This window comes from Microbacterium sp., assembly GCF_035554235.1.
GTDB lineage: Bacteria > Actinomycetota > Actinomycetes > Actinomycetales > Microbacteriaceae > Microbacterium.
Genome location: NZ_DATMIO010000030.1, coordinates 1 through 15,568, shown reverse-complemented (window position 1 = coordinate 15,568; position 15,568 = coordinate 1). Strand labels below are relative to the sequence as shown.

Here is a 15,568-nt window from a genome sequence, read left to right as displayed (position 1 = left end):
GAGTCGCTGTTCCGAGTCGCTGCTCCGAGGAGGCTTCCCGATGTGGTCGACCCTGCTGTTCGGTGCGATCGCGTCGAGCGCGCTCGTCATCGGGGCCGTCATCGGCGTGTGGTTCCAGCTGCCCAAGCGGCTGCTGGCCATCCTGCTCGCGTTCGCGGCGGGCGCGCTGATCACGGCGCTCGCATTCGAGCTGTTCGAGGACTCGTACGAGCGCGGCGGCATCTGGCTCGCGGCCATCGGGCTGTTCGCCGGAGCGATCGTCTTCACGGTGCTGAGCGCGCTCCTCGACCGGTGGGCCCAAGCGGGCGAGCGGGCGAGACCCGCAGACGAGTACGCGGGCAGTGCGAAGCTCGATACGGATGCCGCGGCAGCCGACCGCGCGCCGACCGCCGCGACGACCCGGGGCGCCGCGGGGCTCGCCCTCCTCGCCGCGGTCACGCTCGACGGGGTGCCCGAGAACCTGGCCCTCGGCATCTCGCTCACGGAGGGAACGGGGGGCATCGCGCTGCTCGCCGCGATCTTCGTCTCGAACCTCCCCGAGGCGCTCGTGGGCGCGGCGTCCATGCGCGAGCAGGGTCGCTCCGCCGCCCGGATCATCGGGCTCTGGTGCGCGTGCGCCGTGCTGCTCGTCGTCGCGGTCGTCGTGGGTGCTGTCTTCCTCTCGGGCAGTGATCCCGCGGTCGTCTCGCTCCCGCTCGCGTTCGCGGCCGGCGCGGTGCTCGCATCGCTCGCCGACACGCTGATGCCCGAGGCGTTCCACAACGGCGGCCCCGCGGTGGCGATCAGCACCGCTGCCGGCTTCGTGCTGTCGTTCGTCCTGTCTCTGGCGTGACGCCGGTGCTACGAGCCCCAGGCGATCGGGAGCAGGAACTCGGTGCTGAGCGGGGCGAGGGCGAGGGATGCCGCCTCGGCCGGTGTGATCCAGCGCAGCTCGGCGATCTCCGCCCGCGCCGAGACGGCATCCGCCTCGGCGGCGATGCGGAACACCTCCGCGACCACTCGGTGACCAGGCTCGTTGGCCGCGTCGGCTTCGAAAGAGCCGAGTGGATGCAGGGCGTCGGGCGCGACCTCGAGTCCGATCTCCTCGACCAGCTCCCGCGCGAGCGTCTCGGCCGCGCTCTCGCCGGGCTCGGGCTTGCCGCCGGGATTCATGAACACCGTCGTGCCGCGCTTGCGCACGACGAGGGCCCGACCCGCGGCATCCGTGATCACCGCCGCGCTCACCACGATGTGCCGGGCGGTCACGGCGCGAAGACCTTGCCGGGATTGAGTATGCCCTGCGGGTCGAACACGCGCGTGATCTCGCGCTGCAGGCGCCATTGGTCATCGCCCAGCTCTTCGGCGAGCCACCGGCGCTTGAGCAGTCCGACGCCGTGCTCACCGGTCAGCGTGCCACCGAGGCGCAATGCGGCGCGGAACAGGTCGTCGGCGGCTTCCCAGATCTTCGCCGGGACCTCTCCGTCGGCGGGGGCGTCGAAGACGAAGTTCGGATGCAGGTTGCCATCGCCGGCGTGCGCCACGGTCGGGATCTCCACGCCGTGGTCGCGCTCGATCCGGGCGATTTCGTCGAACATCTCCGCAAGCCCGCTGCGGGGCACCGCGACGTCCTCGATGAGGGTCGTGCCGAGCCGCTCCATTGCGGGGTGAAACGAGCGGCGAACGGCGAGGAGCCTCTCCCCCTCGACCGGGTCGTGCGTCAGCGAGACCGTGCCGCCGTTGGCGGCCAGCACGGCCGCGATGGCGTCGGCCTCGACATCCGCCGCCGGTCCGTCGGTCTGGATCGTGAGCTGCGCTGCCCCCGGGGTGGGCATGGGCAGGGCCAGGAGCCGGTGCACCGCCTCGAGCGAGGTGGCATCCATCAGCTCCATGATCGCGGGCTGCAGGCCGGCGGCCGTCACGGCGGAGGACGCCGCGGCGGCCGTGCGCACGTCGGGGAACGTGGCCGCGACCGTGCAGGGCGCGCCCGGCACGAGGCGGCGGAGCTTGAGGGTGGCGCGCACGATGACGCCGAGCGTTCCCTCCGAGCCGATCACGAGCGAGGTCAGATCGAGACCCGTGACGCCCTTGACACTCCGGTGCCCGAGCGAGAGCAGGCGCCCGTCCGCGAGCACGATGTCGACGCCCAGGACGGCATCGCGGACCACGCCGTACTTCGCGCACAGCAGGCCGCCCGCCCCGGTGGCGATGTTGCCGCCGACCGTCGAGATCGCGCGGCTCGCCGGGTCGGGGGCCCACCACAGGCCGCGCTCGGCGAGCACGGCGTTGAGGTCGGCGTTGACGATCCCGGGCTCGACGACCGCCAGCAGGTCGTCGGGGCGCACGTCGAGGATGCGCGTCATGCCGCGCACCGAAAGAGCGATCTCGCCCGGCCCCGCGTTCGCCCCGCCCGCGAGGCCGGTGCCGGCTCCGCGGGTGACGACCGGGGTCGCGGTCGCGCTCGCGATGCGCAGCGTCGCCTGCACGTCGGCCACGTCGGACGCGTGGACGACGGCCAGCGGCGCGCCCGGTGATCGCTGCCCGGACTTGTCTGCGCGGGCCTCTTCCAAGGCGGCGGGGTCGGTGTCGACGCGATCGCCGAGCTCGTTGCGCAGCCGCTCGAGCACCCCGACCGTCACGAGAGGCGTCGCCGCCCCGCGAGTACTCCCGACGTGATGGCGACGACGGCGAACGCCAGCCCGATCCAGGCCTGGCCCATGCTCCACCACGCGATCGTGGCCGACGCGAAGATCATCAGCTCGACGACGGCGCGGACGAACGGGTGCGTCGAGATCACGGCCTTCGGCGAGACGAAGAGGGCCCACAGCACGATCGCCGCGGCCGGCGCGGCGATGCCGGCGACGACGTTCCACGGGAACGGCCACGCGAGGAACCCCCAGAACGCGAACGTGAAGAATGCGAACAGCTCGGCGAGAAACCGCACCACGTCGACGCCGGTGACCGCCGGGCGCATACCCGGCTCGTTCGGCGGCTGTGGGGGCACGTTCGCGGACATGACCTCAGTCTAGGCGCGACCCCCACGGGGCTCAGGGGAGCCGGCTCCAAGGGGGGCTCACGGGGCTGGGGGTGGCCCGAGTACTGGCAGCTCGAAATCGACGAGATCGATGAGGGCGAGCGAGACGAGCGGCCCCGATTCGGTCTCTGTGACATAGCCGATGTCGACGGAGGACAGGATCACCTGCCACAGCTCGGCATCCAGCGCGAAGGCGCCCGCTCCCGACTCGTCCAAGACGACATCGGTCGCCACGCCATCCAGCAGCGCACGCACGGATGCTCCCGGGGTCCCGACGACGGCGATCTCGACGAGGAACGCGTCGCCCAGCGCCGTGAGCGTTGCCTGCCCGATGGTCGGCACCCCCTCCGGCAGGACCGGGTCGGTCGGGTCGGTGGGGTCGACGGGATCGGTCGGGTCGACGGGGTCGACGGGATCGGTCGGGTCGACAGGATCCACCGGAACCACCGGGTCGACAGGGGCGACAGGGGCGACGGGTGCGACCGGCGCCACCGGGGCGGCCGGGGCGATGGGAGCCGGCCGGGTCGGCGCCCGGGGCGCTGGGATCGGCTCGTCGATCGGCGCGACGACCGGGACGACGAGCTCGGGCTCCGGCGTGACCTCCACGATGGGTTCGATCTGGGTCCGGATCTTGGTCTCGGTGTCGCTCTCGGCGTCGCTCGAAGACTGCTGCTCGGCGATCGCGGCGGGCGTCCCGGCCTCGGCGGCGCGCATCCCCGGCACGATCGTTGCCGCGATGACGACACCCGCCACCAGCATGCCGGCCGCGGCGATTCCGACCGTCGCGCCGATGCCGCCGAAGATCCGGCCGCCGGCCCGGGCGCCGGCTGCGCCTGCCGCGCCGCGGGCACCCGATGTCGCACCGGCGCCTGTCGCTCCGGCCGCGGGTCCGACCGTGACGGCGCCCTGCACGACGGTCGAGGGCATCGCGGCGACGGCAACGATCGGCGCCCCGCCGCCCTGGATCGATGCGAGGTAGGCCGCGGTGCCCGCGATGCCTACGGTCAGGGGCAGCAGGACCAGGGCGAGGCGGTCCGAGACCTCTTTCGCCTCAGCCGCGACAATCGTGCAGCGAGCGCAGTCGGAGAGGTGCTTCTCGATCTTGCCGCGGTCGCGTGTGCCGAGGTTGTCGCGCGCATACGCGCCGAGCCGCTCGATCGTCCACTGGCAGTCCGAGCCGTCCTCGACGCTGCGCAGGTGGGCCTGGATCCACGCTTCGCGCAGCCCCTCGCGGGCGCGGAAGGTCAGCTGGGCGACGGCGGTGGGCTTCATCCCGAGCAGCGGTGCGATCTCGGCCGGCCTCATCTGCTCGATCTCGGAGTACCAGAGCACCTCCTGCCAGCGTGCGGGGAGGCTGCGGAACGCCTGGTGCGTGAGACCGCGATCGAGGGCCTCGCTCGTGGCCTGCTCGCCGCTGGCGGGATCCTCGAGCATGTCCAGCTCGTCGATCGCCGTCTCCTTGAGGGAGCGTCCCCACGCGGCGGCGGTGTTGCGGATGCTCGTGAACAGGTACGCGCGGAACGACCCGGTCGGACCGCCGCCCTTGAGGATGGACTGGTAGATGCGGGCGTACGCCTCCTGCACCAGGTCGTCGGGGTCCAGGCTCGACGTGACCGACCGCGCGACCGTCATCCCCGATCGGTAATGGCGACGCCAGAGTTCGCCGAACGCCGCGCCGTCGCCCGACCGGGAACGCAGAACGAGGTCGGCGTCCGCGGCGTCGCCGAGGGCGGCCGGCTCCCCGAGCTCGGGCGTTCCGTCGTGCTGCGTCATGATGCTCCAGGGTCGCGGGCGTGCGTAGTCGATGGATGGTTCTGCCTGAGAGACGCGCGGACCGGCTTTCCATAACGCGACGTGGCCTTCCATTCTCGCTCCTGACGCGGAGCCCCGGCGACCAGTGCAGCCGAAAAAAGAAAATCGGGAACTCGCGTAATAGATCCGGCACCCGGCCGTCTCATCAAGCAGGGGCCACTGCCTGCACTCGCTGGGGACGGGGAGCAGGCACCGGTGGTGGAACGGGGGGCGGACGCAGATCCGCACCACTGGATCAGCGGGGCTCGGAAGGACCTCGGGGGAGGGAATTCCGAGCCCCGGACTCGCACGGGGACCGGGGCTGTCGTATCCGAGATGCGGCGGCCTCGGGGCTCGCCAGGTCCGGATCACCGGCCCGCGAGCCCACCCGAGGCCCAGACCGCGCGCACGTCCAGGTCGCGCGTGAGCAGCACGGCATCCGCGGCGGCACCCGCCGCGAGCCCGCCGAGGTCTGCCCGGCCGACGGCCGCCGCCGGGGTCGCGGTGAGGGCGCGAACGGCGTCCGCCAGGGGAACGCCCCAGGCCGTGACGTTGCGCAGGGCCGCCGACTGCGTGAGCGTCGAGCCGGCGATCGTGTCGGTGCCCGCGAGCCGGGCGACGCCGCCGACCACATCGACGTGAAGCTCGCCGAGGCCGTACCGGCCGTCGCCGGCGCACGACGCGGCCATCGCATCGGTCACGAGGGCGATGCGCCCCGGCGCGGCCGCGAACAGCATGCGCACCACGTCGGGATGCACATGCACGCCGTCGGCGACGACCTCGAGCGTCACCCGCGGATCGCTCAGCGCGGCACCGACGGGGCCGGGATGCCGGTGGTGCAGGCCCGGCATCGCGTTGAACGCGTGCGTGAGGATCGTCGCGCCCGCGTCGAAGGCCGCACGGGCGACGTCGGCACCCGCGTCGGTGTGGCCCACGGCCGCCGCGGCACCCGCTGCCACGACCAGCCGGATCGCGTCCACGCCGGAATCCAGCTCGGGCGCGAGCGTGACCTGGCGCACCGTCCCGCGGCCCGCGCCGAGAAGCCTCCCGAGATCCACCGCGCTCGGGGCGCGCAGCAGGCGCTCGTCGTGGGCGCCCTTGTGCCCGGGGTCGAGGAAGGGGCCCTCGAGGTGCGAGCCGAGGATGCCGTCCGAGCCCACGAGATCGGCGACGGCGCGCACGCGGCTCTCGAGGTCGTCGAGCGATGCCGTCACGAGCGAGAGCACGGCGCTCGTCGTGCCCTGCGCCCGGTGCGCGGCCCTGGCGGCGCGGATCGCGTCGACCCCGTCGTCGTATGAGCCGCCGGCGCCGCCGTGCGAATGGATGTCCACGAATCCGGGGGCGAGCACCGCTCCCCGCCCGGCCGTCGCCGCGGCATCCCGCACGTCGTCGCTCGGCCGCGCATGCGCTCGCCATCCGTCGCCCGTTCCCAGCTGCGCGACCCGGCCCCCGGCGAAGCGCACCCAGGCGTCGTCGGTGATCCGCCCGCCGTCCACCAGCCGGACGGAGTGGATGAGGGTCGTCATTCTCGCGCCCAGGGGATCTCGGGCGACGCGAAGAACGCGATGCCCTGGCCGGTCCACAGCGGGCCGAGCCCGGCGACGCGGGCGCGGAACGAGTCCCACGTGCGGTGCGGTCCGGACGCGGGCGACCAGGCGATCTCGGCCGCCGAGGCCAGGCGCGGAAACGCCATCGTGTCGATCTCTTCGAGCGATGCGATCGTCTCGGTCCAGAGCGGCGCCTCCACGCCGAGGATCGCTGTCTCGTCGACACCGGGGATCACGGTCACCGGGTCCCACGCGTACGATCGCTCGACGCTCGTGGGACCGTTGGCCCAGGCCAGGCCGAGCGGAGTGCCGTCGTCGTACTTCATATCGAGGTACACCGCGTCGGCGGGGGAGAGGATGAGGCCGCCGCCGCGTTCCACGAACCCCCGGGCGTGCACGTCGTGGTCGTCTCGCGGGGTCGTGAACCCCCAGTATTGGCCGACCGTGCCGCGCGGCAGGTCCCCGGCTGAGCCGGCCTCGTGCCACGCGACGGGCGTCTTGCCCGTGTCGATGATGATCTGGGCGGTGCGCGCGACGAACGCGTCGAAATCGGTCTGCGCGATGCCGAGCGCCTCGTCGCCGCCGAAGTGCAGGTACGGGCCGGGAGTCAGTTCGGCGAGCTCGCCGAACACGTCGGTGAGAAATCCGTAGGTGCGCTCGTCGCGGGTCTTGAGCGCCGAGAAACCGACGGCCCATCCCTCGTACGGCTCTCCGAAGACCGGCAGGTCCTGGCCGAGCGCCGCCGACTGCGCGCGGATGCCGTCGGAGACGACGAGCGGTTCCGATAGTTCCGGGTATGCCACGGAGACGGCGTGCGAGTGGCTCGGGACATCGATCTCGGGTACCACGATCATGTGGCGGGAGGCCGCATACGCCACGATGTCGCGATAGTCGTGCTTCGTGTAGAAGCCGCCCGTGTCGCCGCCGGCAGACGTGCCCGATGCGGCGGCCGTGAGGCTCGGCCAGGAATCGATGTGGATGCGCCAGCCCTGGTCGTCGGAGAGGTGCAGGTGCAGCGCGTTGAGCTTGAGGCTCGCGGCGCGGTCGATGCAGGCCATGATCGTCTCGACGGGGAAGAAGTGCCGGGCGACATCGAGCATGATCCCGCGGTAGGCGAAGCGCGGCACGTCGACGATGGATGCCGCGGGCACGGCCCATCCCTCGCCCACGCGTGCGACGAGCTGGATGAGGCTCTGCCGCGCATAGAACAGGCCGGCCTCCGTCGTGGCCTCGGAGCGGGCGCCGCCGGCGGTCACCGAGAGCCGGTATCCCTCGGCGCCGAGCGCGGCATCCTCGACGAGCCGTTCGTCCACCGCGTCGAGCGCCGCCTCGATCGCCTCGTCGCGGTTCTCTCCCGGGAGCACGAAGGGCGCGGCCGAGGGGCCGAACTCGACGTTCGTCGGGGCGGGTACGAGGGTGGGCTGCGACACAGTGGCTCCATTCTCGGCCGTGGGGGAGCACGCCGCCAGCACGGCCCCGAGAGTCAGGCCGGCTGCGAGGAGTCCTCGGCGACGCGTCATGTAAAGAGTCCTAACAAACCAGGTGCCGTCAGCCTAGCAGTGGCCGATCCGGTATGCTCAGGGGGTCGCGACTGGCGTTGAGGTGGGACACCACCGGGAAGCGACCGACACGGCATTCGACCGCACGCCTGGGCCGATGGCACACCCATCACGGTTGTCGAGTGCCCGCGAAGCGGCGTATCGAAACACCGAGCCGTCGTCAAGGAGCACACGCTGTGACCGACCCGTTCTTCAACGCCCCCCTCTCCGAAGTCGATCCCGAGATCGCTCAGGTGCTCGAGCGCGAGCTCGACCGCCAGCGCGGGTTCCTCGAGATGATCGCCTCCGAGAACTTCGTGCCCGTCTCGGTGCTGCAGTCGCAGGGTTCGGTGCTCACCAACAAGTACGCGGAGGGCTACCCCGGCCGTCGCTACTACGGCGGCTGCGAAGAGGTGGATGTCGCGGAGGAACTGGCCATCGAGCGCGCCAAGGCGCTCTTCGGCGCGAAGTTCGCGAACGTGCAGCCGCACTCCGGCGCCACCGCGAACGCCGCCGTCCTCCACGCGATCGCACGCCCCGGCGACACCCTGCTCGGCCTCTCGCTCGACCAGGGAGGTCACCTCACGCACGGCATGAAGATCAACTTCTCCGGCCGGCTCTACAACATCGTCGCGTACGGGGTCGACCTCGAGACGTCGCTGATCGACATGGACGAGGTGCGCCGCCTCGCGCTCGAGCACAAGCCGAAGGTCATCATCGCCGGCTGGTCCGCGTATCCGCGCCAGCTCGATTTCGCGCGCTTCCGCGAGATCGCCGATGAGGTCGGCGCCCTGCTCTGGGTCGACATGGCCCACTTCGCCGGGCTCGTCGCCGCCGGTGTGCACCCCAGCCCGGTGCCGCACGCGCATGTCGTCTCCTCGACGGTGCACAAGACGATCGGCGGGCCCCGCTCGGGCTTCATCCTGACCAACGACGCCGACCTGGCCAAGAAGATCAACACCGCCGTCTTCCCGGGTCAGCAGGGCGGGCCGCTCATGCACGTCATCGCGGCCAAGGCCACGGCGTTCAAGCTCGCCGCCACGCCGGAGTTCAAAGACCGCCAGGAGCGCACGCTTCGCGGCGCGCACATCGTCGCGGAGCGGCTGACACAGCAGGATGTCGCCGACGCGGGCATCTCGATCCGCTCGGGCGGCACCGACGTGCACCTCGTGCTCGTCGATCTCCGCAACGCCGAGATCGACGGCAAGCAGGCCGAAGACCTGCTGCACGACATCCACATCACGGTCAACCGCAACGCCGTCCCCGACGACCCGCGTCCCCCGATGGTGACGTCGGGCCTGCGCATCGGCACGCCGGCGCTCGCGACGCGAGGCTTCGGCGACGAGGAGTTCACCGAGGTCGCCGACATCATCGCGCTCGCGCTGCTGCCGAACGTCGATGTCGAGGCGCTCCGCGCCCGCGTCGCCGCCCTTACGGCCCGTTTCCCCCTGTACCCCGACCTGGCCCAGTAGCCCCCGCGACCCGCCCCAGTCCCAGCCGGGCTCAGCCCGGCCGGGAGTGCCGATGGGCGGGCGATCACCCCGAGAGAAGGATCAACCATGACAGCGCAGAAGCTCGATGGCGTCGCGACCGCGACGGCGATCAAGACCGAACTGACCGAGAGGGTCGCGGCGCTCGCCGCCCGCGGCATCGTGCCCGGCCTTGGGACGCTCCTCGTAGGCGATGACCCGGGCTCGCGCTCGTATGTCACCGGCAAGCACCGCGATTGCGCCGAGGTGGGCGTCGCGTCGATCCAGGTCGAGCTGCCGGCATCGGCCACGTTCGACGAGATCGCGGATGCCGTGCGGGCCCTCAACGAGAACCCCGCGGTGACCGGCTTCATCGTGCAGCTGCCGCTGCCCAAGGGCATCGACGAGAACGCGATCCTCGAGCTGGTGGACCCCGCCAAAGACGCCGATGGTCTGCATCCGACGAACCTCGGACGCCTCGTGCTCGGGGTCGACCCGGCCGCCGCCGTCGAGGCACCGCTGCCGTGCACACCCGCCGGCATCATCGAGCTGCTCACGCGGCACGGAGTCGCGATCGCGGGCAAGCACGTGACCGTGATCGGTCGCGGCGTCACTGTCGGTCGCCCGCTCGGTCTGCTGCTGACCCGCAAGGGCACCGACGCGACCGTCACGCTGACGCACTCGCGCACCGTCGACCTCGCGGGCGAGGTCCGCCGGGCCGACATCGTGATCGCGGCCGTCGGTCAGCCGCACCTCGTGCAGGCCGACTGGATCAAGCCGGGTGCGGCCGTGCTCGATGTGGGTGTCACGCGCGTGGGAACCACCGAGTCGGGCCGGGCGAAGCTCGCGGGCGACGTCGATCCCGCGGTCGCCGAGGTGGCCGGATGGCTCTCGCCGAACCCCGGGGGAGTCGGGCCGATGACCCGGGCGCTGCTCGTCTCGAACGTGGTCGAGGCCGCGGAGCGCGCCGCCGGCTGAGGGATGGGGTCGGGGATCCTCCCGAACCGCTCATCCCGAACCGGGGTGCGCGCGCCTACCCGAGTTCGTCGAGCATCTTGCGCTGCTCGGCGGTGAGCCCGTCGTCGAGCTCGGCACGGGCCGCCGTCGCCTGGGGAGAATCGACCCGCGGGGCCGCGGCATCCGTCGACCCCTTCACCGACCCGGTGGCCTTGTCGTAGAGGGCGCCGGCATGCCCCTCGACCCGGTCGTCGATCGCCGCGTAGACCGCCCAGCCGATGAGCAGGATGAGCGGGGGCAGCACGTAGCCCCAGAAGAAGCCGCCCACGTTCACACCGGAGAGAAGGATCACGAGCACCCAGAGCACAAGCGCGACGACGTAGACGATCGCGAACTCGATGAGCTTCTCGCCGGCCCTGGTGCGCTGCGACGCGGACTTCGCCGCCGCCTTCGTGAACCAGGCGTGCACGACCGGCTTCACCCAGATCGTGGCCGCCGTCAGGACGACGCCCGCCCAGAGCGCCGACCAGCCGACGCGCGCGGGAGTGAGCCATCCGATCACGAGCAGCACGAGGATGTTGAACACCAGCAGCGAGAGGAACCGCACGACCCACGTCTTCATGCCTACTACGTTGCCACGCGGGTGGCTGCCTCGCCAGCCGGGCCCAGCTCTCCCGCCGGGGGGCGTCAGCCGAGCCTGACCAGCTGCGTCACGTCGTCGTAGGGCAGCGTGTCGGCGACCGCGGTGACCGTGATCTGCCCGAGGTCGACGCGGCCGGAGAGCACCGTCAGGAAGGCCGTGTCCGCGGCATCCCGGCCCGTCGCGATGCGCACGAGCGTCTGGCGTGGCGCGAGCGTCGTCGCATCCACGGCGTGCCATCCGCCCTCGACGTGGGCTTCGGCGACGGCATGGAAGTCCATCGGGTAGAGGCCGGGGGCGTACACCGAGGCGAGTCGGGCCGGAACGTTCAGCGCGCGCAGCAGACCGACCGTGAGGTGGGCGAAATCGCGGCACACGCCCTGGCGGGAGAGCAGGGTGCGCACCGCCCCATCGGTGGGCAGGCTCGATCCGCTGACGTAGGCCAGGCGCGTGCCGACCCAGGAGGAGACCGAGTGGAGCAGCTCGGCGGCATCCGTGATCCCGTCGAACTCGGCCGTGGCCGTGGGCCCGAGCGAATCGGACTCGGCGTAGCGGCTCGGGCGCAGGTAGCGGATGAGGTCGGTGGGGTCCTCGTCCTCGACCGGCGCCGCCCCGGGGATCGTCGCCGAGTAGTCGAATCGCAGCGCACCGGCGGGGGATGTGACGCGGTGCAGGCGCGTGCCGTGTGCGTCGATGAGTTCCGCGGCGTCGATCCGGCTGCCGTCGAGGCTCGCGTTCACCCACTCCTGCGACGGGGAGTAGCCCGCCCCGGCCGCGACCGAGAACACGAGCTCGGCGGGTTCAGTGACGTTGAGGGTGATCGTGCTGGCGACGCTGCGCTGGGGGAGCTCGATGGATGCCATGGTCCCAGCGTGCCATGCCGCGACGGCGGGTCGGTCAGTAGCTCTCGCGCTCGCCGTGACCGGTCGCGCCGAAACGGGCGGCGAGGGCCTCCGACCCCCGGGCCAGGAGGGAGACATCCGCCCCGACGAGGATGAACGACGCACCCGCCGCGAGGTACCGGTCTGCGACCGCCGGGTCGAAGGCGTTGACACCCACGGGCGTGCCGGTGACCCCCACATCGTCGAACGCGCGCAAGACGGCGGCCTCGACATCCGGATGCGTCTGCTGACCGAGCAGCCCCATCGATGCCGCGAGGTCGGAGGGGCCGACGAAGACCCCGTCGACGCCGTCCACCGCGGCGATCTCCCCGGCCGCCTCGACGCCGGCGACCGTCTCGATCTGCACGAACAGCGACACGTGCGAGTCGGCCTCGGACAGGTAGTCGCCGACGCGGTTCCAGCGGGCGGCTCGGGCCAGCGCGCTGCCCACACCCCGCACACCGTGTGGCGGGTATCGAACGGCGGCCACCATCTCACGCGCCTGTTCGGCCGATGACACCATCGGGATCAGCAGATTCTGCGCGCCCAGGTCGAGCAGCTGCTTGACCAGGACGACATCCCCGATCGGCGCCCGCACGAGCGGGGTGATCGGATAGGCGGCGACGGCCTGCAGCTGCGCGAGCGTCGATTCGAGCCCGTTGGGGGAGTGCTCCGTGTCGATGAGCAGCCAGTCGAGGCCCGAACCGGCCGCGATCTCGGCGACGAGAGGTGACCCCGAGCACACCCACATGCCCGCGAGGGGGCGGGATGCCTCGGCCAGGCGATCGCGGAACGTAGGGGCTAGACGAAGCGGCATTGTTGCCTTTCTGCGGAACGCCCGGCCGAGCCCGGGGCGTTCACACGAATCTGCACGAGATGGTTCCGAGCGGTCCGTAGTCGGCGTGCACGGTGTCGCCCTGCTCGACCCACATGGGCCGGGTGAACGAGCCGGCGAGGATCATCTCGCCCGCTTCGAGGCGCGTGCCGTGCGCCGCGAGCTTGTTCGCGAGCCACGCCACGCCGTTGGCCGGGTGGTTGAGCACCGCGGCGGCGACGCCGGAGTCCTCGATCGTCTCGTTGCGGTACAGCAGCGCCGAGACCCAGCGCAGGTCGACCTCGCCGATCGTCACCGGATTGCCCCCGTAGACCATGCCGCCCATCGCCGCGTTGTCGCTGATCGTGTCGACGATCGTGCGGCCCGGCATCTCGATGCGGGAGCTCAGGATCTCGAGCGCGGGGACGACGTACTCCGTCGCGCGCAGCACGTCGAACAGCGTCGCGTCGGGACCCTCGAGCGCCTCGCCGAGCACGAAAGCGAGTTCAACCTCGATGCGCACGTTCGAGAAGCGGCCGTGTTCGATGACCGCACCGCTCTCGAACACCATGTCGGCGAAGATCGCCCCGTAGTCGGGCTCGCTGATGCCGGTCGCGACCTGCATCACCTTCGAGGTGAGGCCGATCTTGCGGCCCACCGGATGCCGGCCGGCCGCGATGCCGCGCTCCCGCCACACCTTCTGCACGGCGTACGAGTCCTCGACCGTCATGCCCGGATACCGGGCGGTCAGCAGCGGGACCGTCTTCCGGTCCCGCTCGGCCGCGGCGAGCTCGTCGGCGATCGCGGCAATGGTGCCCTCATCCAGCATCCGTATTCCTTTCGGTCCTTCTCCCCTGCGCGAGACTTCACTTACGCACCTAAAACGCCCCCGGGAAGGTGCGTAAGTGAAGTCTCGCGCAGGGTGTGGGTCAGAGCTGGTTGCCCAGCTTGTACTCGCCCTGCTTCCAGGTCGGGAGGTCGTCCGGCGCGTCGCCGGCGCGGGTGTACGAGAACCCGTCGGCGCCGATCGTCACCGCCATCTCGCTGGTCTCGGTGCGGGCGGTGACGGGCTGCGGGTTGCCGTCGAGGTCGAGAACGGTGGATGCATCGGTGTACCACGACGGAACGACGGGGTTGCCCCACCAGTCGCGGCGCTGGTTGTCGTGCACATCCCAAGTGACGACCGGGTTGTCGGGGTCGCCGGTGTAGTAGTCCTGCGTGTAGATCTCGACGCGGTGCCCGTCGGGGTCGCGCAGGTACAGGTAGAACGCGTTCGAGACGCCGTGCCGGCCCGGGCCCCGCTCGATCGCGTCGGAACGGCGCAGGGCGCCGAGCTTGTCGCAGATCGCGATGATGTTGTGCTTCTCGTGCGTCGCGAACGCGATGTGGTGCATGCGGGGACCGTCACCGCCCGTCATCGCCGTGTCGTGCACGGTGGGCTTGCGCCGCATCCACGCCGCGTACACGGTGCCCTCATCGTCCTGGATGTCCTCCGTCACCCGGAACCCGAGGTCTTCCATGTACGCAACCGCGCGCGGCACATCGGGGGTGACCTGGTTGAAGTGGTCGAGGCGCACGAGCGCCCCCGGCGTGTAGAGGTCGTAGCGCCACGCGAGCCGCTCGACGTGCTCGACGTCGTAGAAGAACTCGTACGGGAAGCCGAGCGGGTCCTCGACGCGCACCGAGTCGCCGATGCCCTTCGTGAAGCCCGCGGCGCGGCGCTCGACGCGGCATCCGAGCTCTTCGTAGAACGCGACGGCCCTATCGAGGTCCTGCGGGCTGCGCACGCGGTACGAGAAGGCGGCGACCGCGGCGATCGGGCCCTTGCGCAGCACCAGGTTGTGGTGGATGAACTCCTCGAACGAGCGCAGGTAGACGGCGTTCTCGTCCTCTTCCGTGACGATCAGATCGAGCACGTCGACGTAGAAATCGCGGGATGCCTGGAGGTCGGTCACGACGATCTCCATGTACGCGCAGCGCAGGATGTCGGGGGCCGGGACGGTCGGGGTGGGGATGGGGTTGCTCATGGTCAGCGTCCTCGCTTGTTTCGATTCGGCACTGCGCGCCTAGGTGGTCCGGCGCCCGAAGGTGGGGTTGTGGGCCTCGCCGAGCGTGATGTGCACGGCCTGCTGGTCGGTGTAGAAGTCGATCGAGCGGTAACCGCCCTCATGGCCGAGCCCCGAGGCCTTCACCCCGCCGAACGGGGTGCGGAGGTCGCGCACGTTGTTCGAGTTGAGCCACACCATGCCCGCCTCGATCGCCTGCGAGAAGTTGTGCGCGCGCTTCAGGTCGCTCGTCCAGACGTAGGCCGCGAGGCCGTACTTCACGCCGTTCGCGAGGGCGAGCGCCTCTTCGTCGGTGTCGAACGGGGTTATCGCGACGACGGGTCCGAAGATCTCCTCCTGGAAGATCCGGGCGTCGGGGGCGACATCCGCGAAGACCGTCGGGGCCACGAAGTTGCCGGTCGGGAAGCCGTCGGGGCGCCCGCCGCCGGCCACGAGCCGGCCCTCGGTCTTGCCGAGTTCGACGTAGCTCATGACCTTCTCGAAGTGCTCGGGGTGAACGAGCGCACCGACCTCGGTGGCCTTCTCGTGCGGATAGCCGACGACGACACGGGAGGCCTGCGCGGCGTAGCGCTCCACGAACTCGTCGTACACGGAACGCTCGACGAGGATGCGGCTGCCCGCGGTGCAGCGCTCGCCGTTGAGGGAGAACACCCCGAAGATGGTCGCATCGACCGCCGCCTCGAGGTCTGCATCCGCGAAGACCACGGCGGGAGACTTGCCCCCGAGCTCCATCGAGAGCCCCTTGAGGAACGGAGCCGCGTTGCCGAAGATCAGCTGCCCGGTGCTGCTTTCGCCGGTGAAGGAGATGAGCGGAACATCCGGATGCTTCACCAGGGCGTCGCCGGCGTCCTCACC

Annotated in this window: 15 protein-coding genes and 1 riboswitch; of the genes, 3 read left to right on the top strand and 12 right to left on the bottom strand. The window is 71.1% G+C overall.

What is annotated here, in order from left to right:
- The first annotated feature begins 40 nt into the window (after nt 1-40).
- On the top strand, nt 41-832 hold the full coding sequence (locus VNT50_RS01650; protein ID WP_325483372.1) for a ZIP family metal transporter: 792 nt from the start codon (nt 41-43) through the stop codon (nt 830-832).
- Nucleotides 833-840: 8 nt separating this feature from the next.
- Here the strand turns inward: VNT50_RS01650 and VNT50_RS01645 are convergent, their stop codons facing one another.
- From VNT50_RS01645 to VNT50_RS01620, 6 genes are all read right to left on the bottom strand, one after another.
- Complete coding sequence (locus VNT50_RS01645) at nt 841-1,245, bottom strand: NUDIX hydrolase (protein WP_325483371.1); 405 nt, start codon at nt 1,243-1,245, stop codon at nt 841-843.
- Nucleotides 1,242-2,615, bottom strand: coding sequence for an FAD-binding oxidoreductase (locus VNT50_RS01640; RefSeq protein ID WP_325483370.1), 1,374 nt, complete (start codon nt 2,613-2,615; stop codon nt 1,242-1,244). The genes VNT50_RS01645 and VNT50_RS01640 overlap by 4 nt, the downstream gene beginning before the upstream one ends.
- Complete coding sequence (locus VNT50_RS01635; RefSeq protein ID WP_325483369.1) at nt 2,612-2,992, bottom strand: YrdB family protein; 381 nt, start codon at nt 2,990-2,992, stop codon at nt 2,612-2,614. Before VNT50_RS01635 ends, VNT50_RS01640 begins: the two co-directional genes overlap by 4 nt.
- Nucleotides 2,993-3,049: 57 nt before the next feature.
- Entirely contained in the window at nt 3,050-4,783 is a 1,734-nt protein-coding gene (locus VNT50_RS01630) for a sigma-70 family RNA polymerase sigma factor (RefSeq protein WP_325483368.1), read from the bottom strand.
- Nucleotides 4,784-5,169: 386 nt separating this feature from the next.
- Entirely contained in the window at nt 5,170-6,327 is a 1,158-nt protein-coding gene (gene nagA, locus VNT50_RS01625; RefSeq protein WP_325483367.1) for an N-acetylglucosamine-6-phosphate deacetylase, read from the bottom strand.
- On the bottom strand, nt 6,324-7,868 hold the full coding sequence (locus VNT50_RS01620) for a beta-N-acetylhexosaminidase (protein ID WP_325483366.1): 1,545 nt from the start codon (nt 7,866-7,868) through the stop codon (nt 6,324-6,326). Before VNT50_RS01620 ends, nagA begins: the two co-directional genes overlap by 4 nt.
- A gap of 57 nt (nt 7,869-7,925) precedes the next feature.
- Nucleotides 7,926-8,009, top strand: a riboswitch (ZMP/ZTP riboswitch).
- A 74-nt stretch (nt 8,010-8,083) separates the two neighbouring features.
- Between VNT50_RS01620 and glyA the strand changes: the two genes are divergently transcribed.
- Both glyA and VNT50_RS01610 read left to right on the top strand, forming a co-directional pair.
- On the top strand, nt 8,084-9,358 hold the full coding sequence (glyA, locus tag VNT50_RS01615) for a serine hydroxymethyltransferase (RefSeq protein WP_325483365.1): 1,275 nt from the start codon (nt 8,084-8,086) through the stop codon (nt 9,356-9,358).
- 87 nt (nt 9,359-9,445) lie between these two features.
- Nucleotides 9,446-10,333, top strand: coding sequence for a bifunctional methylenetetrahydrofolate dehydrogenase/methenyltetrahydrofolate cyclohydrolase (locus tag VNT50_RS01610; RefSeq protein ID WP_325483364.1), 888 nt, complete (start codon nt 9,446-9,448; stop codon nt 10,331-10,333).
- Between the two features lie 55 nt (nt 10,334-10,388).
- Here the strand turns inward: VNT50_RS01610 and VNT50_RS01605 are convergent, their stop codons facing one another.
- From VNT50_RS01605 to VNT50_RS01580, 6 genes are all read right to left on the bottom strand, one after another.
- Entirely contained in the window at nt 10,389-10,934 is a 546-nt protein-coding gene (locus VNT50_RS01605) for a hypothetical protein (protein ID WP_325483363.1), read from the bottom strand.
- Between the two features lie 65 nt (nt 10,935-10,999).
- A complete protein-coding gene (locus VNT50_RS01600; RefSeq protein ID WP_325483362.1) occupies nt 11,000-11,815 on the bottom strand; it encodes a transglutaminase-like domain-containing protein in 816 nt (271 codons plus the stop codon).
- A 34-nt stretch (nt 11,816-11,849) separates the two neighbouring features.
- Nucleotides 11,850-12,650 carry an aldolase/citrate lyase family protein gene (locus VNT50_RS01595; protein ID WP_325483361.1) on the bottom strand — a complete coding sequence of 267 codons (801 nt, stop codon included), beginning with the start codon at nt 12,648-12,650 and terminating at the stop codon, nt 11,850-11,852.
- A gap of 40 nt (nt 12,651-12,690) precedes the next feature.
- The gene (gene hpaH, locus VNT50_RS01590) at nt 12,691-13,476 is read right to left on the bottom strand and encodes a 2-oxo-hept-4-ene-1,7-dioate hydratase (protein ID WP_325483360.1); all 786 of its coding nucleotides are present in this window, start codon (nt 13,474-13,476) and stop codon (nt 12,691-12,693) included.
- Between the two features lie 100 nt (nt 13,477-13,576).
- Nucleotides 13,577-14,674, bottom strand: a complete 1,098-nt coding sequence (hpaD, locus tag VNT50_RS01585; RefSeq protein WP_325483359.1) for a 3,4-dihydroxyphenylacetate 2,3-dioxygenase — start codon at nt 14,672-14,674, stop codon at nt 13,577-13,579.
- Between the two features lie 39 nt (nt 14,675-14,713).
- A partial coding sequence (locus tag VNT50_RS01580; RefSeq protein WP_325483358.1) for an aldehyde dehydrogenase family protein occupies nt 14,714-15,568 on the bottom strand: 855 nt, incomplete at its 5' end.